The organism is Streptomyces mirabilis, from assembly GCF_039503195.1.
GTDB classification, from domain to species: Bacteria; Actinomycetota; Actinomycetes; order Streptomycetales; family Streptomycetaceae; genus Streptomyces; species Streptomyces mirabilis_D.
Window position 1 is genome coordinate 404,878 of record NZ_JBCJKP010000001.1, and the last position, 20,856, is coordinate 425,733.

The 20,856-nt window shown below is 69.8% G+C and carries 21 protein-coding genes and 5 pseudogenes; 18 read left to right on the forward strand and 8 right to left on the reverse strand.

The window, feature by feature from the left end:
• Positions 1 to 14: 14 nt before the first annotated feature.
• Positions 15 to 638 carry a hypothetical protein gene (locus AAFF41_RS02225; RefSeq protein ID WP_343323347.1) on the reverse strand — a complete coding sequence of 208 codons (624 nt, stop codon included), beginning with the start codon at positions 636 to 638 and terminating at the stop codon, positions 15 to 17.
• A 585-nt stretch (positions 639 to 1,223) separates the two neighbouring features.
• On the opposite strand from AAFF41_RS02225, the gene AAFF41_RS51340 reads away from it, so the two are divergent.
• Positions 1,224 to 1,463, forward strand: a complete 240-nt coding sequence (locus tag AAFF41_RS51340) for an RICIN domain-containing protein (RefSeq protein WP_415926028.1) — start codon at positions 1,224 to 1,226, stop codon at positions 1,461 to 1,463.
• A gap of 323 nt (positions 1,464 to 1,786) precedes the next feature.
• On the opposite strand, the pseudogene AAFF41_RS02230 reads toward AAFF41_RS51340, so the two are convergent.
• Together AAFF41_RS02230 and AAFF41_RS02235 are read right to left on the reverse strand one after the other, a co-directional pair.
• Positions 1,787 to 2,355, reverse strand: a pseudogene (locus AAFF41_RS02230) (hypothetical protein).
• A gap of 183 nt (positions 2,356 to 2,538) precedes the next feature.
• The gene (locus tag AAFF41_RS02235) at positions 2,539 to 3,399 is read right to left on the reverse strand and encodes an LPXTG cell wall anchor domain-containing protein (protein WP_343323348.1); all 861 of its coding nucleotides are present in this window, start codon (positions 3,397 to 3,399) and stop codon (positions 2,539 to 2,541) included.
• 555 nt (positions 3,400 to 3,954) lie between these two features.
• Between AAFF41_RS02235 and AAFF41_RS02240 the strand changes: the two genes are divergently transcribed.
• From AAFF41_RS02240 to AAFF41_RS02255, 4 genes and pseudogenes are all read left to right on the forward strand, one after another.
• On the forward strand, positions 3,955 to 4,323 hold the full coding sequence (locus tag AAFF41_RS02240; protein WP_319753395.1) for a hypothetical protein: 369 nt from the start codon (positions 3,955 to 3,957) through the stop codon (positions 4,321 to 4,323).
• Between the two features lie 117 nt (positions 4,324 to 4,440).
• Positions 4,441 to 4,748 (forward strand): annotated as a pseudogene (locus AAFF41_RS02245) (transposase); the annotation flags it as partial.
• Positions 4,749 to 5,747: 999 nt separating this feature from the next.
• Positions 5,748 to 6,308: a hypothetical protein gene (locus AAFF41_RS02250; protein WP_343323349.1), complete on the forward strand. Its 561-nt coding sequence runs from the start codon at positions 5,748 to 5,750 to the stop codon at positions 6,306 to 6,308.
• An 87-nt stretch (positions 6,309 to 6,395) separates the two neighbouring features.
• Positions 6,396 to 6,680, forward strand: a complete 285-nt coding sequence (locus AAFF41_RS02255; RefSeq protein ID WP_343323350.1) for a hypothetical protein — start codon at positions 6,396 to 6,398, stop codon at positions 6,678 to 6,680.
• Positions 6,681 to 6,799: 119 nt separating this feature from the next.
• On the opposite strand, the gene AAFF41_RS02260 is transcribed toward AAFF41_RS02255, so the two are convergent.
• Positions 6,800 to 7,147: a hypothetical protein gene (locus tag AAFF41_RS02260; RefSeq protein ID WP_343323351.1), complete on the reverse strand. Its 348-nt coding sequence runs from the start codon at positions 7,145 to 7,147 to the stop codon at positions 6,800 to 6,802.
• A 42-nt stretch (positions 7,148 to 7,189) separates the two neighbouring features.
• Complete coding sequence (locus tag AAFF41_RS02265; RefSeq protein ID WP_343323352.1) at positions 7,190 to 7,384, reverse strand: hypothetical protein; 195 nt, start codon at positions 7,382 to 7,384, stop codon at positions 7,190 to 7,192.
• Between the two features lie 238 nt (positions 7,385 to 7,622).
• Between AAFF41_RS02265 and AAFF41_RS02270 the strand changes: the two genes are divergently transcribed.
• The 4 genes and pseudogenes from AAFF41_RS02270 to AAFF41_RS02285 all read left to right on the forward strand — a co-directional run.
• On the forward strand, positions 7,623 to 7,964 hold the full coding sequence (locus AAFF41_RS02270) for an ArsR/SmtB family transcription factor (RefSeq protein WP_319752216.1): 342 nt from the start codon (positions 7,623 to 7,625) through the stop codon (positions 7,962 to 7,964).
• A 3-nt stretch (positions 7,965 to 7,967) separates the two neighbouring features.
• Entirely contained in the window at positions 7,968 to 8,474 is a 507-nt protein-coding gene (locus AAFF41_RS02275) for an SRPBCC family protein (RefSeq protein WP_319752215.1), read from the forward strand.
• Positions 8,474 to 9,109 (forward strand): dihydrofolate reductase family protein, encoded by a 636-nt coding sequence (locus AAFF41_RS02280; RefSeq protein ID WP_343323353.1) that lies wholly within the window; start codon positions 8,474 to 8,476, stop codon positions 9,107 to 9,109. Before AAFF41_RS02275 ends, AAFF41_RS02280 begins: the two co-directional genes overlap by 1 nt.
• Positions 9,110 to 9,262: 153 nt before the next feature.
• Positions 9,263 to 9,477, forward strand: a pseudogene (locus tag AAFF41_RS02285) (IS256 family transposase); the annotation flags it as partial.
• Between the two features lie 682 nt (positions 9,478 to 10,159).
• On the opposite strand, the gene AAFF41_RS02290 reads toward AAFF41_RS02285, so the two are convergent.
• Entirely contained in the window at positions 10,160 to 10,453 is a 294-nt protein-coding gene (locus AAFF41_RS02290) for a hypothetical protein (protein WP_319752229.1), read from the reverse strand.
• Between the two features lie 185 nt (positions 10,454 to 10,638).
• Here AAFF41_RS02290 and AAFF41_RS02295 point away from each other — a divergent pair, with 185 nt between their 5' ends.
• The 4 genes from AAFF41_RS02295 (at position 10,639) to AAFF41_RS02310 (ending at position 14,836) form a co-directional block, all read left to right on the forward strand.
• A complete protein-coding gene (locus AAFF41_RS02295) occupies positions 10,639 to 11,808 on the forward strand; it encodes a sensor histidine kinase (protein ID WP_343323354.1) in 1,170 nt (389 codons plus the stop codon).
• Positions 11,805 to 12,464: a response regulator transcription factor gene (locus AAFF41_RS02300; RefSeq protein WP_319752212.1), complete on the forward strand. Its 660-nt coding sequence runs from the start codon at positions 11,805 to 11,807 to the stop codon at positions 12,462 to 12,464. Before AAFF41_RS02295 ends, AAFF41_RS02300 begins: the two co-directional genes overlap by 4 nt.
• A gap of 113 nt (positions 12,465 to 12,577) precedes the next feature.
• Positions 12,578 to 13,213, forward strand: coding sequence for a GOLPH3/VPS74 family protein (locus AAFF41_RS02305; protein WP_319752211.1), 636 nt, complete (start codon positions 12,578 to 12,580; stop codon positions 13,211 to 13,213).
• Positions 13,214 to 13,228: 15 nt separating this feature from the next.
• Positions 13,229 to 14,836 (forward strand): carboxylesterase/lipase family protein, encoded by a 1,608-nt coding sequence (locus AAFF41_RS02310; protein WP_343323355.1) that lies wholly within the window; start codon positions 13,229 to 13,231, stop codon positions 14,834 to 14,836.
• A 191-nt stretch (positions 14,837 to 15,027) separates the two neighbouring features.
• Here the strand turns inward: AAFF41_RS02310 and AAFF41_RS02315 are convergent, their stop codons facing one another.
• Positions 15,028 to 15,477 carry an ATP-binding protein gene (locus AAFF41_RS02315; protein ID WP_319752209.1) on the reverse strand — a complete coding sequence of 150 codons (450 nt, stop codon included), beginning with the start codon at positions 15,475 to 15,477 and terminating at the stop codon, positions 15,028 to 15,030.
• A 1,090-nt stretch (positions 15,478 to 16,567) separates the two neighbouring features.
• Positions 16,568 to 17,041 (reverse strand): SRPBCC family protein, encoded by a 474-nt coding sequence (locus tag AAFF41_RS02320; RefSeq protein ID WP_319752208.1) that lies wholly within the window; start codon positions 17,039 to 17,041, stop codon positions 16,568 to 16,570.
• 235 nt (positions 17,042 to 17,276) lie between these two features.
• On the opposite strand from AAFF41_RS02320, the gene AAFF41_RS02325 reads away from it, so the two are divergent.
• The 5 genes and pseudogenes from AAFF41_RS02325 to AAFF41_RS51345 all read left to right on the forward strand — a co-directional run bounded on the left by AAFF41_RS02325 (position 17,277) and on the right by AAFF41_RS51345 (position 20,665).
• Entirely contained in the window at positions 17,277 to 17,588 is a 312-nt protein-coding gene (locus tag AAFF41_RS02325; protein ID WP_343323356.1) for a DUF3040 domain-containing protein, read from the forward strand.
• 411 nt (positions 17,589 to 17,999) lie between these two features.
• Positions 18,000 to 18,468 (forward strand): annotated as a pseudogene (locus AAFF41_RS02330) (NAD(P)/FAD-dependent oxidoreductase); the annotation flags it as partial.
• A gap of 176 nt (positions 18,469 to 18,644) precedes the next feature.
• A pseudogene (locus tag AAFF41_RS02335) lies at positions 18,645 to 18,770 on the forward strand (Rieske (2Fe-2S) protein); the annotation flags it as partial.
• Between the two features lie 85 nt (positions 18,771 to 18,855).
• The gene (locus AAFF41_RS02340; protein WP_319752205.1) at positions 18,856 to 19,032 is read left to right on the forward strand and encodes a hypothetical protein; all 177 of its coding nucleotides are present in this window, start codon (positions 18,856 to 18,858) and stop codon (positions 19,030 to 19,032) included.
• Between the two features lie 1,144 nt (positions 19,033 to 20,176).
• The gene (locus AAFF41_RS51345) at positions 20,177 to 20,665 is read left to right on the forward strand and encodes a transposase (RefSeq protein WP_425526093.1); all 489 of its coding nucleotides are present in this window, start codon (positions 20,177 to 20,179) and stop codon (positions 20,663 to 20,665) included.
• Positions 20,666 to 20,856: the final 191 nt, after the last annotated feature.

A 20,856-nucleotide genomic window follows, 5' to 3' on the forward strand; every position in this document is an offset into this window, starting at 1 on the left:
GATCAGGAGTCGGTTCACCACTGGCAGTGAACGTGCCTAGCGTGATCCGGGTCTCCGGGACCGAGGACCAGGTCGGCCCCCAGCTTGTGGCACGCGGTCATGAGCGCATGGTGGGCGGCGCCCTTGCCCACATGACGGCCGTTGATCCAGGTCACATCCACTGCACTTCCTTGGTAGTGCTTGGACCCACTGCTGTGACGGCCGCCAACGAACTCGGAGACCTGGAACTTGAAGTGGTACTGCGTGTTGAGCTTGAGGACACCGTTGAGCATCCGCGCGCTCAGGGCGACCCGCGTTCCCCTCTTGTGACCCCACGGACTGGTCTTGGCCAGGCGCCCGTTCGCGGTGTCGACCAGGTTCTGCCGCGGGAGAGAGGCGCGGTCGCTGCCGCCCTCGTGCGCCCCCGCGTAGGTGATTCCCTTGTTGTTCAGAATGGCACGGGCAAGCCGAGCCGACTCACTGGCAAGCTTCAGAGGGGTGTGGTGCTTTGCCTGCGTTCCATGCTGCCCAGGCCCAGGCTGAGCTGCTGCGACCGTCCCGGTGGTGAAGGCAAAGGCGGCGGCCGTCACGGCGACGGCAGCACGAAAACGGTTAAAGCGCACGGATTTTGACTCCTCCTGCGTGGTGGAACTGGCCACAAGAGAAGAACAGAGTGATCGTGCGCTCCTCAAGGATCTGGAAAGCTCTCCACCTGATCGAATGACGTCCTCGTCAACGCACCATGCGCGATTACCCCGGCCAGGGCTCTGTGACGGTTCCCAGGGCCCACGTAGAGCGGCTGGAGGACGGGCCGGAGGTGGAGTTCAGGGTGTCCATGTCGAACGCGACGTCGAGGCGCGGCAAGCTCACCGCCGACAAGCTCCTGCAACTGGCGGGCCTCGGGCTGGAGTGCGCGGCGTACGTGTACCACGCAGCGCCACGCCGTCGGGGCGGGCCAGCGGCCGGAGGAAGGCAAGGCGCAGCAGACGTTCCGTCAGGTCCCGCTACCTGCGCGCGGAGTACACCGGCCGGATCAACCGGACCGGCACCGGGCCTGTGTTCTGCTCCCCGTCCTCCTTCGCGGGCGGGCTCCTGCGGCGGCGCACCGCTGAGCATCGTCAAGGACTACATCGACAACCAGAAGCGCCCAGCCTGACCGCCGCCCCGCAGGCGCAGAGAACTCCGGCGCTTCGCACCTCCGGACCGAGAATCGCATCCCCGCCCGGCCTGAAGGCCGGGATTCCCTGCGAAGATTCAGAGGATGGGGCCACTGCCTCGACAGCAACTCGGCCGGGGACGTCCACGCCAACGGGTGCAACGGTGGGAACAACCAGCTGTGGCAGGTCGTCCAACCCGCGGTGGGAAGTGCCGTCATGGTCCGAAGCACGGCGACCCGCCTCTGCCTCTACCAGACCCCTGGCGGCCTGTACGGGACGACGACGTGTGACCGCAATGCGCGCACTCAGCGGTGGACCATCGGCTGAGCGACCGGTACCTCACCGGGGAACGACGTCATACGTCGACGAGACGGCTCAGGTGGGGAATGAATGCACCTCGACGAGTTGGAACGTCGACGTACGGCCCAGAGCTCCGGCAAGGTCGCGCTGAGCCAGGTCCGACCAACGGCGACACGAGCATCTCCCGCGACCGGCACCGCCCGCCCCCCAAGGAAGCTCCAATGGAGAGGCCGGCCCCGGGGCTGGACGCGAAGGAGGTCCTGGCGGCGGCGCAGCGGTGCGCGTGGGCTTTGACCCACCCGGGCGACTTCCTGGTTCCCGACGCGTCTGAAGAGATCCTGGCCAGGCTGTCAGCGCCGTACGCGAGGACGAGCGGGACGGCCATGTGCAGCGCCTGGAGGTGTTCGTCGACCGACGCCGCGAGGGCCCCCGCGGTGCCCGTGGGCGCCGTGGGCCAGGAGAGCGATCCGATCGCTCTCCACATCGAACCCGAGCACGGGATGCCCGTAGTCGCCCTCCGGATCCATCAGCGACGGCTTGCCCAGCCGCCACCCGATCGCCCGTAGGAAACCGCAGAACACATCGAGTCGCTCCCGGCCCTGAAGCTCCCGCAGATCGACATCGAGGTCGAGCTCTTCGGTCGCGTGGAAACGGAAGATCGCCAGCACCTCGTCCGCCGACGAGACCCACAGCTCAGGGCACTCCGCGTCAGTCGGGCGGGAGAGCACTGCCTCCGCCCGGGGCACGGGCAGTGTCGCATCACCCTCGGAGCACTGGCACTTCCAGCCGCTCTCACCCATCACATGGAGGACCGCCTGCCAGTCCTCCATCGAGTATCAGGAACACGCACGTCCAGCAGTGACTCCATCAGGTCAGGGTCGAAGAAGTACACGACGTCATCCCACAGCAGCTCAGACACCCCGCCATACTGCCCGGCACCCCGCCCCGCCGCAGACCGATTTCCCTTGACGAGCTACAGAGGAGCACCCAGTAGCGGGCGTGGTCGTCCAGGACCCGGTGGAGGTCGCCGACATCGGCCGTGACGATCCCGAATGGCATGCTCCGAGCCTCGCAGACGCCCATGGCCACCAGGCCTCGCTGGTCAGCCCCTGCGGCGGCGGGCGAACAGCACCGCTCCCACGCCGAGCACGGCGAGAGCCCCGGCGCCAACGGCGAGGGGGACGGTGGCGTTCGAGGTGCCGGTCTCGGCCATCTCCCCGTGGGTGTCCGACGGCGCGGCGGGCGGAGCGGACGTGGTGGCGGGCGGCGACGTCGGGGCGGCCGTTGCCGAGTCCGTCGGTGAGGGCGTCGAGGTCGGCTTGGTGGCGCTCGGCGTCGGCTTCGCGGTGGTGGGCTTCGGGGTCGGGCTGGTGGCTGTCCGCTGCTGGATCCGGAAGGTGTCGTTGCCGTAGGCGACGCCCGCGCAGGCGACTTCCTTGCCGGTGTCCGGGAAGCGGTAGACGTCCGCGAAGGTGCCCGTGAAGGCGAATTCGGAGCCCCCGAGCGTCTTCGGGACGTCCTTGACGACGCGCACGCGCAGCTCGTACGTCCTCGTCTCGCCGGGCTTCAACGGAGGCGCGTCGATCCTGCCGGAGCCGTCCAGCGGCTGCCACCCGCCGTCCGCGGTCCGTGCCTCCACCTTCACGAAGTCGCTCATGTCGGCCAGCTCCGGGTCCTCGGTCTGAAGCCAGGGGTAGGCACTCGCCACGACCGCCGGCAGATCCCGCTTGCCGACGTTCGTCACGGAGCCCCTGGCCGGCTGCCAGTCGCCGCCCGCCATCAGCACGGTGGCCCCCACGTCGACCGAGGCTGTCACCTCGTCCTGCTCGTAGCCGCCGTATGCGGTCGACACGTCGGTGCACGCGGGCAGAGACCCAGGGTCCTCTGCCGCCCAGGCTGCGGGCGAGCCGGCGAACAGGGCGACGGAGGCGGCGGCCGCGATCACGGCCGGACGGAACTTCATGGAAGCGGTCCTCACGGTGTGGGTGGGAACATCAGGACGTTGCTTGCCGTACGCCGAGAAGACACCCCACAAGTGCCCAGGGTTGTACGCTCACCCCTCGGCGAGCAGCGGTCTCCAACGGATCGGCGCTGTTTCCAGAAGACAACGCCTCATACAGCCCAGGGCAACCCACCAACCGCTGATCACGAAAGTCGCTCCCCGGCAGGAACTCGTCTCGTCGGCGACGCGACATCAGCGGGGGACGCGTCAACCGAAGTGGAGGTCGCCCTCGATGGCGCCGGTCTGGATGACGGGACCGCGGATGTCGCCTCCACTGATGTCAGGAGTCCACACAACCCCTGATGATCACGCGTTGGCCGTTCTCATACTCACCCGGGCCCCGCGCAAAATCGCGAGGGCCGACCGGATGGAGGCGGCGCGCTCTCGCCCGAGGCGGCTGATCCACCTGTCAATCCCTTTGCGCGACCGAACAGGTCACCCCTAGCGTGCAAGCGCAGAGGAACCGTGCGCCAGGGCAGGGCGCCACACGAATGAGGAGCAACCGCCGTGGGAACCATGGTCTCGGTCAGGGGCTGGGTGCAGTGTGACGACGAACAGCTAGCCCAGATCAAGGAGATCGTGGAAGCAGACGATCCGGAGCGCACCTACAGCGGCGGCTGGGCCTTCCCCGCTCGGCAGTACAACGGCGCCAGGTGGGCCTTCTACGGGGGCTACATCCGCGCGGTGTCCCTCGACTGGTTCGAGGAGAGGTTGCGTCAGATCGCCCAGATCCCGGCTTCCTATCAGGATGACGAGTACGACGAGAGGCCCCAGGGGCTGTTTCTGGTCAGCCACGACGTCGACGGCATGAGGGAGTGGAGGGTCCACAACGGCGGCCTGGTGATCGGCCTCCCGGATGGGGACTACCACTACCTCGACGCCTAGCTACTTGCCCCTGAAGAAGCCCGGAGCTCTCTCTCGGTTGTCCTCTGGGAATAGCTGGTGAGGGTGGAGCCATGGCCGCCACAGTGCAGGCGGGTCGTGGCGGCCGGGGGTGGGGCGGTGTCGCGTGTCGCGGTAGTGCAGGACGCCTGGTGGGAGGTACTGCCGGAGCAGGCACAGCAGTTACCTGCCGAGCTGGGTCGGGTCGATGCGTTCGTGGACGACGAGCGATTCATCGCACCGTGGCGGGCGATGTTCCCGAGCGGCCGGGGCGGCCGTCGGTGCCGGTGGAGACGTTGCTGCGCCTGCTGTATCTCAAGCACCGCTACCAGCTGGGTTACGAGACCCTGTGCCGTGAAGTCGCGGACTCGTTGAGCTGGCGCCGATTATGCCGCATCCCGCTGTCCTCCCCGGAGCCACACCCGACCAGACGAGGAACGCGCCCGCGACGAACAAGCCATCCGGGCTGCCACGGACCGTGTGCTGTCCGGGCAGCTTCGCCGCGGCCAGCGTTGTGATCTCCAGACCCTCGCTCAAGAGGCCGGAGTCCCGCGAACCGGCTTCTCTCCCAGAAAGACCCCAGACGGGTCGGTCCGCCCGGCCCCTAGCAGCACCGCGCCCGGGAGTTCCAGCGCCGCGTCGACGCCCAGCAGCGGGTCGGCACGATTACATACCCGCGCAGCCCAGGTGGAGCGACTCAAACGAAAGAGAACTCGTCCACCCCCCAGCACCCGCGGGGCACGGCCCGGCGCCGTCAGCAGCTGGAGCAGCCGGTCCGGCCCGCGGCCAGCCGCAGCCCTCGGCACAGTCGGACCGCCGGACGACCGCCCAACTCCACCGCGATCGACCGCAGCCACCCCGACGCTCGCGCGGCGATGCCGCTCGGTCAGGCCCGGCACCTGCTCGACGAACGTCTTCCGGGAACACGTCTGCCGGGCGCAGGAGTACCGGCGGACCCGGAGCCGGACCACGACCCGCCGCGAGCCCAACGGCAGCTCGTACAGGCTGCGTTGGTACGAACTGCGCACGCGTCTCGCCTACTTTCGGCAGTCAGGGCACCGGCCCGGCCGACCCGGTGGACACCGCCTCCACCACCCGGGCGCCGGAGGAGTCGCTGACATGCTCTACTCGCACACCGATCCCGGGAAACGGCACATCCTCAACCGTCTTGCTCGACACGGTGGGAAACACACTGCCGAAACGATCCCTCGTTCCCGCTCGTCACCTGGGGATTCACGGAACTGTGGCCAGAGCCCTGAAATCGGTCAGGGCCGCTCGTCGCCTCAGCCGGTCCGGTGCTCAACGGAGTGAGGAGCTTCGACGAGCGCGTGTCTTCGGCCAGGATCACCGGCTTGTGGAGTGTGCGGGTCATGTCGGACGGACAGAGTGCCATCGGGGTCCCCGCAGCAGCCGTCTACGCTCTCGGCATGCAACGCAGCGATGTCACGCGGGACGACGGCACGTGGATGGGCCTGTCCCTGGACGTACAGGATCGCCACCAGCCGGGTCTGTGCGTGTTCACGGCCGGTGCGCACCTGCTGGTCTCCCAGATGTCGCAGCCTGTGCTGCTCGCGGTGGTCGATGAGCAACACGAGGGCGTGGACTTCTGGCGCACCGACGGGTACCGCTCCTTCGTCCCGCCCTTGCGGGCCGATGCGGGCCGCGCCCTGGCGGGCAGCCCGGAACGGTGGGCCCACCGCTTTGCGCAGTACCTCATCGACTCGCCGGGCAGCCCGTTGCACGAGGGCCGGTGGCTGCTCTCGTGCGAGAGCCCGCTCCGGCACTGGCGCCACGCCGACGCCTCGCACGCCGAATACTGGAGCTCGATACTCGTCGACGGCCGTCCAAACGGCTACATCGACTGGTTCCTCCATGCTCATTCATGGGAGGTCCTGCCGCTGCGGCCGATGCCCGATGCCGACGACAGCCGGGTCAAGGCGTACCGCAAGCAAGCCCGTGAAGGAACACTCCCACCCGTCCTGTTGTAGTGGGTCAGCGGCCTGGACTGCCATCTGATTCTGGACGGTCACGCGCGGTTCGCCGCGGCAGTCGCCGAATCCGTCGAGCCTCCGCTGATGCAGCTGCACCGCACGGTCCCGCGCGATGACCTGGCCACGCGCACCGAGAAAGCCGTGGGCTTCTACGAGGACGAACTGGCACGCTTCGCCGAACTCCGCGCCGTCCACGGCCCCGCGGTCCCGGACGGCGCTGCCACCGCCGGCCCACAACTCGTCCGCCTCCTTCACGACCTGTACACCGCGGAACAGCCGACCTGGGCCTGGCCGCTGCCCGGCGGGGAGAAGCAGTGGCGTCGCATTGCGCGCGCGGTGACAGACAGCCAGGACTGGCCCTGTACCTGACTCCTGCCGACCCCTCCCGCCACCATGACATTCGGGTGTACCGCCGCACCGTCAGGGGGCGCGCCGGGATGAGGGCCAACCTTCCCCGGCTCGAACTATCACGCGTACGCAGGCTGCCCTCAGCAGGCGTCCGCGCCCGACTTGGTCCGACCCGCCCCAGCATGCTGCTCGACCTCGTCGGGAGGGACAGGTGCGTCGTCGGCAACGACCTGCTGGCGGTGCCGTCGTTCTATCCCGGCCTCGAGCTGGCCACCACAGGCGTGCACCGGCTGACCGGGATGCCGCTGGTCGGCGCGCAGATCCTGGTGGTTCTGCTGGCGCGATCGGTGCTGGTCATGGCGCTGTTCACGCTGGTGCGACGCGGCACTGGCTCCGGCACGGCGGGTGGGCTCGCCGTGCTGCTCTACGCCGCGAGCCCGCGCTTCTGCTTCCTTGATTGCCCAGTTCTCCCACCAGGCGGTGGCCACGGCGCTGCTGGTGGCCGTGGCGTGCCTGCTGGTGCGCAGCTTCTACCGCGGGTCGCCCGCCTCGGCGCGGCGGCGCGACTCCCGCAGGACCACCGCGCAGACCCCGAAGGTGTCGGTGGACACCAGCACGCGGCCCACGCCGAGCGCTCCGACGGCGGCCGTCAGCCGGACCACTGTGCCGGCCTTCTCGGCGGTGGGGAACACGGACGCGCTCGCGACCAGCCCGCCGGATGTCACGGCTCGGCATCGCGTTGGCGATGACACCGACCGTGGCGTCGGCCACGAGCCGGTGGCGGCTCACTCGTCAGCCGTCGGCGTGCTGCTCACCCGTCTCGCTCCCTGCCCGCCGCCGTCGCGCGTGCCGTCTGCGGGAGACGCGTTTCCGCAGCCGCTGACAAGGGTCACGACCGTCATCTGACAGGACCCGCCTGTCCTTCGGCTTGACGTATTCCGATATCGGCATACGATGGCGCCCATGGCACGAGCAGCGACGACGTCGGACGTCTTCAACGCGATCGCCGAGCCGCAGCGCCGGGAGATCCTGGCACTGCTGCGGGCGGGTGAGCGGCCGGTGACCGAGTTGGCCCGGGAGCTGGGGATGACCCAGCCGGGGGCGTCCAAACACCTGCGGGTGCTCCGGGAGGTCGGGCTGGTGCGGGACCGCAAGGCAGGCAAGCAGCGCCTGTACGGCCTTGACGCCCGCGGGCTGCGGCCGGTCCACGAGTGGACCGGCGGGTTCGAGCGGTTCTGGAACGAGAGCTTCGACCGGCTGGACGCGTACGTGCAGGACCTCAAGCAGGCAAGCCAGGAGGAGTGACCGATGGCAGCGACAGGACGGGACGCGCCGAAGCAGTCAGCGACGGCCGACCGTGAGATCGTGATCTCCCGGGTCATCAGTGCCCCACGGGAGCTGGTGTTCGAGGCGTTCACCGAAGTCCGGCACCTGTCGCGATGGTGGGGACCGGAGGGGTTCACCACCACCACGCGGGCGTTCGAGTTCCGCGTCGGCGGGGAGTGGGACTTCGTGATGCACGGACCGGACGGGACGGACTACCAGGAGTGGATCTCCTGGACCGAGATCGCCCCGCCGGAGCGGATCGCGCTGCTGCACGGTGAGTCCCGCGGCGACCCGAACGCCTTCGAGTCGGTCCTCACGTTCGCGCCCGACGGCGCGGCGACCCGGATCGAGATGCGCACGGTGTTCCCCACCAAGGAGCTGCGCGACGAGGCGGTCGAGAAGTACCACGCGATCGAGGGCGGCCGGCAGACCCTGGGCAACCTGGCTGCCTACGTCACCGAGATCGTTCCGAAGGGAGTTGAGGACTGATGGCCGGCAAGGTGTTCTTCAGCGTGACGATGTCGCTGGACGGGTTCATCGCGCCCGAGGAGCGCAGGGATGACCCGGATGCGCAGCGCTGGATGGCGCAGTGGATGGAGCTGCAGCAGTGGATATTCCCCCAGCGGTTCTTCCGGGAGAACCTGAAGCTCGGCGAGGGCGGCGAGGAAGGGCACGACAACGACATCGCGCGGGAGACGTTCGAGCGCACCGGCGCGAGCGTGATGGGCAAGCGCATGTTCGACCTCGGCGAGCGGGCGTGGCCGGAGGAGGCGCCGTTCCACACGCCGGTCTTCGTCGTGACGCACGAGAAGCGTGACCCCTGGGAGCGGCCGGGTGGAACCACCTTCCACTTCGTCAACGACGGCATCGAGACCGCGCTCGACCAGGCCCGCGAGGCCGCCCGCGACCGGGATGTCCGCATCGCAGGCGGCGGCGCAACGATCCTGGAGTACGTGAACGCCGGCCTGATCGACGAGTTCTCGATCGCGCTCTCACCCGTGCTGTTCGGCTCCGGAATCCGCCTGTTCGAGGGCGTGGACGCGGGCCGCGTGGCCCTGGAGCCGGTCCGCGCGGAGCCGACGCAGCGTGTGACCCACCTGACCTACGCAGTCCGGGAGCGGTAACTGTCTCGGCCTCCGCGCTCCTCCCCGAGGTCAGCAGCGCGGTGAGATCCTCGACGCTCTCAGCGTCAGGAAGGGCGAACGTTCGGGCCGCGATCTCGGCCGCACGCTCCTCCGGGGGGACCTCACGGCGTTGTCGTGGAACTTCCTCGCCCACTCAGGCCTCGCCAGCGAGTCACCAAGGGGCCCGGCTCCCGCGCCGCCGGTGCTCGCGATGGCGTTCGAGCTCGTCGAATCAGCACAGACGCGGTGGCGGGCCGTCAACGCACCCCCACCTCGTCGCGCTGGTCCGTGCCGACGCGGTATTCAAGAACGGCAGGCTCATCGAACGACCCGACGAATCAGAGGGTGGTGATCAGCAAGTCGCCTGACACGCTGATCCACAGGTCTTGACTGTTCCTCGCGGCGCGCCGAGCAGCCCATGCGGGGCTGAGCGGCGAGGAACCAACCGGGCCTCTCAGTTCTTCAGGAAGCGCCGACGCCACCACCCGCACGCACCCCACGAACTTGCCAGAATGAGGTGAGGACTGAGGGGAACAGTCCGTCGATCGAATGCGGAATCGAGCCTGGAGACAAGTCTGCCAAGGTCTTCTCGAGCACCGCGGGGAAGCCACAGCAGCACGTCCTCCAGGCGGTCTCGCGCCACGAGGGGATCACAGCACTCGCAGGCCATCACTGGATCCGGCAGCACACGCCCTGGCTGGTTCAGATACCACTGGCACTCGGCCAGGGCAGCAGCCACAGCCCCTGGCCATAGCCGGTCCTCTTCCAGCTTCCGGATCGCTACCCGAGTGGCCGCAGACACACCGCGGACCCGGCGAACAGGAATACCTCTTCTGGGCCGCCAACGCTTGGCGCGCAGCCCCTTCGGACGCCTACGTGGCATCGGCCTTTCGGATCAGCATGCCAGCATCCTGCCACGGACCGAGCTGCCTCCGCACGTGGTCATCGAGAGCCCGCACCACGGCAAGTGCTCTTACTTCTTCACCGACCTTCATGCGCTCTCCGGACGAACAGTCGGACGCCCGGAGACCATCGCCGAACGCGACCAACTCAGACGCCGAACATGGCTTCGGAAGGGAACGGCCAGCCCGGCTCTCGCAATCGACGCAGTGCCGTGCCCATGCACTCGGCGACCGAGGCCCCGTCGGCCCTCATCCCGCCGTCCAGCGGCCCACCGGAAGCGGCAAATGTCCACGCCGGCCGACCGTCACGCATGCGCTCCGCGTCGACCCGGATCATGGCACCGACACCCTGCTCGCCGAGCCATTCCAAGACGAGCAGCGTCACGTCCTCGACGCCGCTGTCCGGGTCCACCTTGGGGCGCCGCCCCATTCCCTTGGCCATGCCCACCTACTCAGCGTCCGGTCGGGCCTCGGCGCACGCTTTCAAGGCAGCTCGGACCATGAAGAACAAGCTCAGTGCCTGTTCCACATTCCGTTGGCCCAGCCCACAGCTGCCGGCCTCGACGGCCATCGTGAGGCGATGGTCTCCAGAGCGGCCAGGCCCGCGAGCCTGGTTAGGGTCGGGGCATGGATCGCAGCAGCAGACAGTCGGGCGACGTGTTCGCCGGGGAAGCACGGGGAGAGGTGTCGCCCCGCGCCGCCCGAGCGCTGTGGTGGGGGTCGGCCGGTCTGGTGCTCACTGTCCTCGGGACCTCGGTGCTCGTCGCCGGCGCGGAGCGCGGCTGGAGACTGCTCGTGGCCGTGGGCCTGGTCGTTGTGCAGGTCTGTGCCCTGAGATGGCAGGCGCGTGCCCCGGTTGCCGTACTGGCCGTGAATGCGGCGACAGGGCTCGCGGTGTGGGCGCTGCTGCCCGCGGTGACCTTGACGGGGGCGCTGCTCGCGGCGCAGGTCTCGTTGTGCGTGTTGTCGGCCATCAGGCCGCGGCGGGTGTCGGTGGGGGCGCTGGCGGCGATGTGCCTGCCGGCGCCGCTGGCGTTCGGGGCGGGCGGTACGGCGGGTCTGGCGGTCTATCTGCTGACGGTGGTTTTGGCGTGGACCGCAGGGCAGTGGCGCAGGGCGCAGCAGGAACGGACGAGGGTGGAGATGCGCCGGGCCGTGGTGGAGGAGCGGGCGCGCATCGCGCGCGAGGTGCATGACGTGGTGGCGCACACTCTGTCGGTGGTGGTCATTCAGGCGGGTGCTGCGGACGATGTGTTCACCCAGCGGCCCGAACAGGCCCGTCAGGCGCTGCGGGCCATTGAGACGGGCGCCCGCTCGGCGCTGGGCGAACTACGGTTGCTGTTGCGGGCGTTCGGGCCCGGTGAGGAGGAGGAAGGAGCCGGGGAGCAGCGGGAGCCGGGGCCCTCGCTCGCGTGCCTGGACGAGTTGGCCGACACCGTGCGCGCGACCGGGATGACCGTGCACGTGCACCGCGAGGGCGCCTTCGACGGGCTGTCGGCCGCGGTGGATCTGGCGGCGTACCGGATCGTCCAGGAGGCCCTCACCAACACGCTGCGCCACGCGGTCGGCGCCGACGAGGTGAGCGTGCGCGTGGCCGTCGAAGGGCAGTGCGTGAAGGTCACGGTGGTTGACAACGGGCGTACGCCGCACAGCCGTTCGGCCGCCGCGGGGGTGGGACGCGGTCTTGTGGGGATGAAGGAGCGCGCGCGGCTCGTGGGTGGCAGTCTGCGTGCCGGTCCGCTGTCCGGAGGCGGGTTCGAGGTGGCAGCGCAACTGCCGGTGGAGGACGTGTCATGACGCTGCGGGTGGTGGTGGCCGACGACCAGGCCCTGGTCCGTACAGGATTCCGCCTGATCATCGACGCCCGGGACGATCTCGAGGTGGTCGGTGAGGCGTCCGACGGCCGGGAGGCGGTGGGGCTGACGCGGGAACTGGCGCCCGACGTGGTGCTGATGGACGTACGCATGCCGGGCGTGGACGGCATCGAGGCGACCCGGCAGATCGTGGAGTCGGGTAGTCGGGCGCGGGTGCTCGTGCTGACCACCTGGGACGTGGACGCGCACGTCGTCGCCGCGCTGCGGGCCGGGGCGAGCGGCTTCCTGCTGAAGGACATGCGCCCCGCCGAACTCGTCGACGCGATCCGCCTCACCGCGCGCGGCGACGCGCTGTTGGCACCGGCCGTGCTCAGCCGCGTCCTCGACCGGTTCCTGCGCACCACGCCCGACCCGGGGCCGCCGCCCTCCCTGCGGGAGCTCTCCGGACGCGAGCGGGAGGTGCTCACCCTGATCGGGCAGGCGCTGTCGAACGCGGAGATCGCCGAGCGGCTGCACCTGTCGGAGGCCACCGTCAAGAACCATGTCACCGCGGTGCTGCGCAAACTGGGCCTGCGTGACCGCGTCCAGGCCGTCGTCGCCGCCTACGACCACGGCCTCGTGGAGCCGCGCCGTCCCTGAGGCACCACCTCCTCCTCAAGGAGGAGACCGGGCCGCGGTCCTCCTGCGTTCCCAGTGCCGGTCGGTTCCCGTGGCCGATCCGGGGCCGGGGGGCTCGGCCATAGCGTCGAGGTGTGAACGACGACCTCGCCTGCCTCATGTATCTGCTCGCCCACGACGACGCGGCCGAAGGCCCCTACGACCGTTCCCGCACGGAGCTGCTGGTCCGTGCCGCCGCCTTGATCGACCTCGCGCTGCGTGGCCGGCTGCGAGAGGACGGCCGCACGGTCACCGTGTCCGGCACGGAACCGACCGGCGAACCCGTCCTGGACGGGATTCTGCGTGACGCCGCCGGGCACGGCTGGAAGCAGCTCGTGCGCCGCCACCGCAGGCGGACGCTGGCAGAGGTGGAGGACCGGCTCGCCGTGGCGGGGCTCCTCACCGTGAGGGCACCCCGCACCCGCTTCGGCACCCGGCGGTCGACGGTGACGGACCACGCCGTGCCCGCCGCGGTGCGGGCCCGCGTGTCCGCGGCGCTGTACGGGGACGGCCCCGTGCGGGAGATCCCCGTCGCCGACGCCGCACTGCTGGCACTGGCCGCGGCGGGCGGCATCCGCTCGGCCGTGTCACGCCAGGACCACAGGACCTTCCGGGCCCGTATCGACGCGTGCGCGGGATCCCTCGGCGCCCTCGCGCCCGGCCTGGAGAAGGCAGTACGCACCCTGCCGATGACCATGATCGCCGCACAGGGCGGCATGGGCGGCAGCTGACCGAACCGGGAGACGATGAACATGCACCGCGTCCTGACCACCCTGGGCTGCGCCCTGACCGCCGTACTCGCGACGGCCTGGTCGGCTCCGCCACCGACAGAGCCCGCCGGGCCCGCCGCCACGACGGTACGCACGTCGGTGCCCGCCCAGTTCGCCGCCATCAGCACGACGGTCCGCACCCCCGACGGCCGAGTCCGCGGCACCGCCCGCGACGGCTACCGCACCTTCGAGGGCATCCCCTACGCGACACCCCCGGTCGGCCGGCTGCGTTGGACGCCGCCCCGCCGTCCGGCCCCCTGGTCCGGGGTACGGGACGCGACCCGGCCCGCGAGCGCCTGTCCGCAGCCGGCCGGTGAGGTGCCCGGCGGCAGCACCGACGAGGACTGTCTCCACCTGAACGTCACGACACCGGACACCGCCGGACCGGCACACCCGCGGCCGGTGATCGTGTGGCTCCACGGCGGCGGCTTCACCACCGGAGCGGGCAGCTCGTACGACGCCCACCGCATGGCCACCCGCGGCGACGTCGTGGTCGTCACCGTCAACTACCGCCTCGGCGTCCTCGGTTTCCTCGCGCACAGCGGCCTGCCCGGCTCCGGCACCTTCGGACTGGCCGACCAGCAGGCGGCGCTGCGCTGGGTCCGCGCCGAGATCGGCGCCTTCGGCGGCGACGCGCACAACGTGACGCTGGCCGGCGAGTCGGCCGGCGGCTACAGCGTCTGCGCCCAGCTCGCCTCACCCGCCGCCGCGGGACTCTTCGACCGGGCGATCATCGAGAGCGGCCCGTGCACCGGCCGCCCCGACCGGCCCTTCGCCCCGTCCTCCATCCCCCTGAACGCGGCACGCGCCAAGGGCGCGGCCCTCGCGGCACAGGTCGGCTGCGGCGCCGCCCGCGACGTGACGGCCTGCCTGCGACACGTGGACGTCGCCCATCTCCTCAGCGCCCAGGACACCGATCAACAGCCCGCGTACAGCACCCCGTTGCTGCCCAGTGACCCCGCTGCGGCCATCGCTGCCGGTCGTTTCCACCGCGTCCCCGTGCTCATCGGCAACAACCACGACGAGGGCAACGGCTGGGCCGCCGGGATCGTCCAAGCCGGCCATCCCGTCACCCCCGACACCTGGCCCGACGTCGCGGCCACCTTCTTCCCCTCCCCCGGTCAGGCGAAGAAGATCGTCCGCGAGTACCCGGTGCACCGCACCGACGGGGGACCGGTGTTCGGCGCGGTCATCGGAGATGCCAACTTCGCCTGCCCGACGGCGCGCACCGACGGCCTGCTCGGCGCCCAGGTGCCCGTCTGGCGCTACGAGTTCGCCGACGAGCACGCGCCGCCGCTCACCCCCGGCACACCTCCCTTCCCGCTCGGCGCCCCGCACGCCAGCGAACTGCCCTACCTGTTCGACCTGGGCGGCCGCCCCCGCCACCTGACAGCCGCGCAGCACCGGCTCGCCGACACCATGATCGGCTATTGGTCCCGCTTCGCCCGCGCTGCCGACCCGAACGGTCCGCCGTTGCCACGCTGGCCCCGACAGACGGTGGTGTCCCTGGCGCCGGACCACGTCGTCCCCACCCGCACGGCGGGGCACCGCCACCACTGCGCGTTCTGGAACACCCTCGGATGACCACGGACACGTGACCCGGCTCGGCTCAGGCCCGGTGTCGAAGACCGTCACGCCCTGATCGACTGCTGTCCAGGTGCACCACACACCTTGCAGAACCGGTTGGCCTGCAGGCCTTCGGTCTTCTCCGTCATGACCTCTCCCGGACGAGCGAACAGCGACCGCTGCCAGGCGCCCCGAGCAGCAGAGGAGATCTATTGGTGCCTTGACGGCGCCGGCGCGTCAACCTCGTGCGTCTTGGCGTCGGGCGCGCGGAAACATGCGCTGACCGACTTCCCGTGGGGACAGGGGTGCGACTCCCATGTGTCGGCCATGGCGTCCACGAGGAGCATGCCGCGCCCGCCAAGGCTCTCCGTGCCGGCCTCGCGAGGAACTGGCAGGTCGCCGGACCTGTCGTGCACGGAGACATGCAGGCAATGGTCGTCACAGGTCATCACCAACTGTGCGCTGCTGTGGGCGTGCCGGTGCGCATTGGTCACCAGCTCCGAGACGGTGAGCAGTACTGCGTCCACCGTCTGCGGAGCAGCGGTGGTCCAGCCCAGCGCCTCCAAATGCTCACGCGCCCAGTCACGGGCTGTCTTCACTTCGCTGTTCAAGGGCAGCGTGCGCGCCCAGCCCACTGCCCGGAGCGACGAACCTTCCATGGCGATCCTTCCTCGTTGAGGTGAGTGCGGTCAGCGATGGCCACCAAGCCTCCTCGGCAAGCATCCAACTTGGGCCCGGCACCGCGGGTCGGCAGCGGCTCCACGCGCCTGTTCGGCCAACCGTCGCCCCTGGGGACTCCTGGAGCCATCGCCCCTGGGGTCTCCTGGCGACCTGCTTGATGCCCTCCGTCGTGCCCGGCTTGACACTCCTCTCTCAAGGCACCGCGCCTGGACCTTCGGATACCCCCAACACGTCGACTCAGCCCTGCCGCCCGGCACCCCCAGACACGCCCCGTCAGCGCCGTCCCGGCTCTGCCGTCGCCGCAGTACGAGCGAGGGTGTCTTCCGGCACGTAGTCGGAGTACGCCTCACACCGGGCGCGCGACAGATCGGACGCGCGGTCCGCGAGCAGAGCGATGCCGAAACCGTCGCCAGTCGCGCACGGTCGTCGTGCCAGCGGAGGCACACCATTGACGTGCTCCCTGGCCTGAAGTCCAGCAGAAACGCCCACTCTGAGGTTGCACGTCAGAGCAGTGTTGAGATGCATTCATCCCCGGCGTGAACGCCCTCGTCGCACGACGTTCGCGGTCGGTGGCGGGCGCGTCGCACAAGCTGACGGCGGCGAGGTCGACATCGATGTCCGTCATCTCACTGGCATGGCATGTCGCGCGAACCGACCACAGTCCACTTCGTCCCCCGCTTCCCGCGTTGCCTGGGCCCACCTCGTACCCCGCTTTCCACGCAGGCCGCGCAGTGGCGTTACTCACCGAGAATCGCGGCAGGTCTCAGCCGGTTCCGGCGTATCGACGCCCACTTGTACGACCTCCGCTCCTCGACCGGTGGAAAGCCTTTCGCCGTCGAGAGCCGCGGCGAGGAGGGGGACCCGCCGGGTTCCGCGTCGTCGGCGAATTGGTCAGGCGGAGTCCGTGCACGTCGTCCCCAGCCGCACCTCGATCGGCGCCTCGCACCCCAAGGGACGTACAGCCGCTGGCTCCCGAATCGTTCGTTGCCCCGCCCCGGCGCTCTTCGGCCGGGGCGGGGCAAACGGTCGGGACGCCTGCTCACGCAAGCGCGCCACGGGGTCGCGCCGTCAGAGGAGGGGGCCGGGGTCTCCGGGCCGGATGCGTCCACGCCAGCCGGCGCCGCCGCCCTCGCGCTCCACGTAGTCCTTGAAACGGTGCAGGTCCCCCTTCACCCGCCGGTCGATCATGCCCAGTGCGTCCGCGCCCTTCTCGGCGACACCGGTGGGTTCGACGTCCATGGTCAGCTCGACCCGGGTGTGCGTGTCGTCCAACCGCTCGAACCGGACAGATCCGCTCTGCCGGGTGTCGCCTCCCACGGAACGCCAGGTGATCCGGTCGTCCGACAGCTGGTCGACGATCTCGGTGTCGAACTCGCGCCGCACCCCACCGATCTTGGTGATCCAGTGGTTGTGTCGGTCGTCGAGCTGCCTGACCTCCTCGACACCCTCCATGAACTGCGGGAACTCCTCGAACTGAGTCCACTGGTCGTAGGCCGTGCGCAGCGAAACCTCCACGTCGACCGCTTCCTTGACCGTACTCATGAGTCCCTCCTAGTGCTTCCTCGCCGGGGCCGGCCTCAGGAACGGACCGGCTTGCTGCGGCGTGTGCGAGACCCCGAGTACCCGGAAAAGCGCCCCGAAGACTCCCGACCTGGCCACTGGCAGGCGCCGGTCGGCTCTTGCGGGGAATCCGTCCGGTCATCAGCACCAAGGACGCCCGCGCCCACCAGGGCGCAGTGGTCCGGCGCCACAGGCCAGGACGAATGAGGCGCTCACCGTGGAAAACCGCAATGACCCCGAGGATGTCGCGCTGGCGTCGCACGAACGCCTCTCCCTGTTGCGTATCGAAGCAGCACTCCGCCAGGATCGACGCCTCGCCCGGCGTATGCGCCACCCCGGCTCCCGGCCATGCCTGCCCCTGTCGGTCCTGACGTGTGCCTCGCTGCTCCTCCTCGTCACGGGAATCCTCGCCACCAACCTCGTCGCCCCGTGGTGCTTCGCCGCGCTGTGGCCCGTCACCCTCCTACTGGGTTTGCGGCTGCTGCGCCATCCCAGCAGGGCCGAGGACCGCAGCAGGTCACGACCATGAACTCCTCGTCTTCGGCCGCCGGTTCACGGCGGCAGGCCCAGTTGCGTGGCAACGAAATCCACGAGCGGGGAATCACGCGGATCTGCGGCGCTCGGGGTGCCGCTCCGTCGATCCCGGCGGCCGGTACCGACGCCGCGGGCGTCGCCGGTACCTGTACCGCCTGCGGTTCTGGGAGCAGCGGGCGGCGGTCAAGCGCGAGCACGTGCGGGAAGTGGCTCCCGTCCTGCCCCGGCTCCGGAAACACACGGCCAGGGATCCCAGCAGCCGGGGACCTCTTCAAGGAGGGGCGGACCATCGCACCGGCCCTCGGCAGCCCGAGCGCGGGCGTCCGCTTCGGTGAAGCGGCCACGCAGGGTCCCGTGGAGGAAGCGGTGCTGCTGCTCCTGGCGTGGCTTCGGGTATCCCGTCGCCATGGGGAATTCGGCGGCCAGGAACGCCGAGGCGGGAATCAAGGGATCGTACTGGCTGGAGACCGCACCACCCAGCGAGCCACCCGCTCCCCCACCGTCGCGTGACCTCTGCGTCGACGTGGCCGGTGGTCGGCGGCGGCATCGCGGGACTCAGTACGGCCTGGAAACTGGCCAGGCAGGGGCGCGAGGTGGCCGTACTGGAGGCCGGACGGCTCGCCGCCGGGGTCACCGCTCGCACGACGGCGAAGCTGATCGCCCTGTACACGCTCGTCTACGACCATCTCCGCCGCACCCGCGGCCCCGAGGGCACACGACTGTACGCGCACTCGCAGAGCGCCGCGATCCGGCACGCCGCCGAGATCGTCGAGGAGTTGGACATCGACTGCGAGTGGGAGGAGGCGGCGGCTTTCAGGTATGCCGAGGACCCCCGGGGCGTGCCGAAGCTGCGGGCCGAGGGCCACTTCCCGCGCCTCACACTCACGTAACGGTGGGCCACGCAGGACAACGACACCGTGCCCCTCGCCGCACCGCTCCCGCCCGCAGCCGCCACACCTACGTGGCCATCGGCTCGGCGGCTGGGGGCGCCGTTCACCGCGACGAGAACGGTCAGCGCCACGCGGTCTCGGCCCGCTGAACCCACCTCGGCCGCATCGTGGCCTTCAACCGTGCGGAACAGGAATGGGAATGCCCGTGCCACGGCTCCCGCTCCGCCCAGGACGGACAGATCCTCCAGGGCCCCGCCGTACGGCCGATGGAGAAACGCGGCATCTGAACGACACGGCGTTTCACTGCCGTTCTCGATGGGAACCCGGTGCCCACCCCATCGAGAGCCTGACGCAGAGAGAAGTTGAAGCGCCGTGACCGCGCACACCGCCAAGCAGAAAGTCCTGAACGTGGCCAGGACCGGCTGGTCGAAGGCCCATGACCGCCGTGGCGAGGGCATACGCACGTGCGTCCGCGCGGTGGAGAGCAGCGGATCCCCATCCGCGGTGTCCACGAGCGCGGAGGGCAACATCGTCCGGGGCGAGGACTGACCGGCCCCCTTCGCAGGAAGCGCCACTCCTCGCGGCCGACTGCTGCGCCCCCTGGTCACCGGGGACTCACCAGCCTGCTCGCCGAACTCCTCCCCGAATTCCTCCCGAGCGAGCCCTCCCACGCGCCTTCAGCAGCGACTCCACCACCTACAACCTGGCGGGCCTCCTCGGCCCCGCGCTGGCGGCGATGCTCGCCGTTCGCCATTCCCGCCCAACCCACCGTCGAGCAGGGCTGGGGCTTCGCCGTCGCCAAGGTGAAGGAACTGCTGCGCAGCCACGGCGACGAAACCCACCGCCGACCATGTGTCCCGTTGCAGCGATTCCTCATGCTGTTGGTGGAACGGCGAGAGCTCCGGGCGGCACAGGCTTGAAACCGGTAGTGGCGCCGGTGCGCGTGGCTCGCCTTTGGGCGAGATCCGATGTGGCATAGGAAGTCGTACTGCCACACGCTGGAACCATGACAGCGCGCCGATCGTCGTGCACGGCCGCTCAAGGCGGGCGGTCGTCCGGTCATCGTGCGCGGTGAGGACGTCGGCCTGGCCCACTCAGACCACGAGGTCGTGCAGTTCCTGCGCCGCGCCGGTCTGGCGTTCGGTGAGGACGTCCTCGACGATCCAGTGCGGGTGGAGTGGAGAGGGGGTCGGGCGCACGATTACGAGCACGATTACGAGACTGCCTGATCTGGAAAGGCGCACGTCGCCGTCGGCGCACGCGTTGTGATGCGGCGGCCGACAGGCCCCCAGTGCCTGCGGAGATGCGATCCTCCGGATACCGGGCGCGGGCGCCACCACCTGCCGAGCCGCGGACAAAAGTGTGCACGGGCTCGATGTGCCAAGCAGACTGCGCAGCTCCCACTGCGCCCCCGCCGTCCTCCACCGATCGTGACCATGCCCGCCCGGGGATCCGTGGAAGGGAATCCGGTGCGGGCTGTAGTCATGGGTGATCGTGTGGCGCGGGAGGCACGGTTCAGCGGCGACGCAACATCATGACGACAGCGACGATGACAATGATGACGACGACGGTACCAAGACCTATGTACACGAGTTCCTCTTTCCTTCGGAGAGCGGCACCCATCGGTGCCGCAGAAACCCGAGTGCCCCCGTCAAAGCCTTTCAGCCCGCTCCGGTGAGTCTGTTGCCCCGCTGTGACATGCACCCATAACTGCTGGCGGAGTGCCCTAAAGAGGAGCCCCGACACCGGTCCGTCACCGGTCGGCCGGCGGAAGACGGGCAGCAATCACCACCTGATTGGCGACGGACACGGCACCCCGCTCAAGGTCATCACCACCGCGGCCAACGTGAACGACGTCACCCAGACCCTCGCTCTCGCCGACGGCATCCCGCCCATCACGGGCCGCCCCGGCCGGACACTACGACGCCGGTGCCTGCGGACCGCCCCAGTCCAGGCCCTCCGCCCACGTTGCGCCGAGTGGGCGGTGGTGCCCCGCAGGTCATGGGCGACGACGGCTGTGGCATCGCCGCGGACGAAGCGCTCGGCCGCCTCTCTTCGCAGCCGCTCACGAACCGCCCGGCGCTCAGCTCTCAGCCCGCCACCCTCCGCGCACCTCGTAGAAACGGCGTACTGCCGGGATCACCACCTGTCAGCCCAGCGAGCGCGGTCGAGGAAGTTGTGACCGACACCCATGGACTCCAGTGGCATCAACGTGCTCATCGCCGCCCACCGGACCGTCGAACCGGCTGCGCCTGGCGGGCGTGCGGGAATCCGTCCAGCGCGTCCTGAGAACCGTCGGCATTGATGCCCCCTCCCCTGTCACTCCACCGCCGAAGAGGCTCTGACCAGCTGAAACAGCCCACCTGGCGCCCC

Coding starts and splice junctions, on each gene's coding strand:
- AAFF41_RS02250 (WP_343323349.1), top strand. CDS start 5,748: ATGCAACGCAGCGATGTCACGCGGGACGACGGCACGTGGATGGGCCTG.
- AAFF41_RS02290 (WP_319752229.1), bottom strand. CDS start 10,453: ATGGCCAAGGGAATGGGGCGGCGCCCCAAGGTGGACCCGGACAGCGGC.
- AAFF41_RS02235 (WP_343323348.1), bottom strand. CDS start 3,399: ATGAAGTTCCGTCCGGCCGTGATCGCGGCCGCCGCCTCCGTCGCCCTG.
- AAFF41_RS02255 (WP_343323350.1), top strand. CDS start 6,396: ATGCAGCTGCACCGCACGGTCCCGCGCGATGACCTGGCCACGCGCACC.
- AAFF41_RS02320 (WP_319752208.1), bottom strand. CDS start 17,041: ATGAGTACGGTCAAGGAAGCGGTCGACGTGGAGGTTTCGCTGCGCACG.
- AAFF41_RS02310 (WP_343323355.1), top strand. CDS start 13,229: ATGAACATGCACCGCGTCCTGACCACCCTGGGCTGCGCCCTGACCGCC.
- AAFF41_RS02275 (WP_319752215.1), top strand. CDS start 7,968: ATGGCAGCGACAGGACGGGACGCGCCGAAGCAGTCAGCGACGGCCGAC.
- AAFF41_RS02300 (WP_319752212.1), top strand. CDS start 11,805: ATGACGCTGCGGGTGGTGGTGGCCGACGACCAGGCCCTGGTCCGTACA.
- AAFF41_RS02270 (WP_319752216.1), top strand. CDS start 7,623: ATGGCACGAGCAGCGACGACGTCGGACGTCTTCAACGCGATCGCCGAG.
- AAFF41_RS02295 (WP_343323354.1), top strand. CDS start 10,639: ATGGATCGCAGCAGCAGACAGTCGGGCGACGTGTTCGCCGGGGAAGCA.
- AAFF41_RS02315 (WP_319752209.1), bottom strand. CDS start 15,477: ATGGAAGGTTCGTCGCTCCGGGCAGTGGGCTGGGCGCGCACGCTGCCC.
- AAFF41_RS02240 (WP_319753395.1), top strand. CDS start 3,955: ATGGTCTCGGTCAGGGGCTGGGTGCAGTGTGACGACGAACAGCTAGCC.
- AAFF41_RS02280 (WP_343323353.1), top strand. CDS start 8,474: ATGGCCGGCAAGGTGTTCTTCAGCGTGACGATGTCGCTGGACGGGTTC.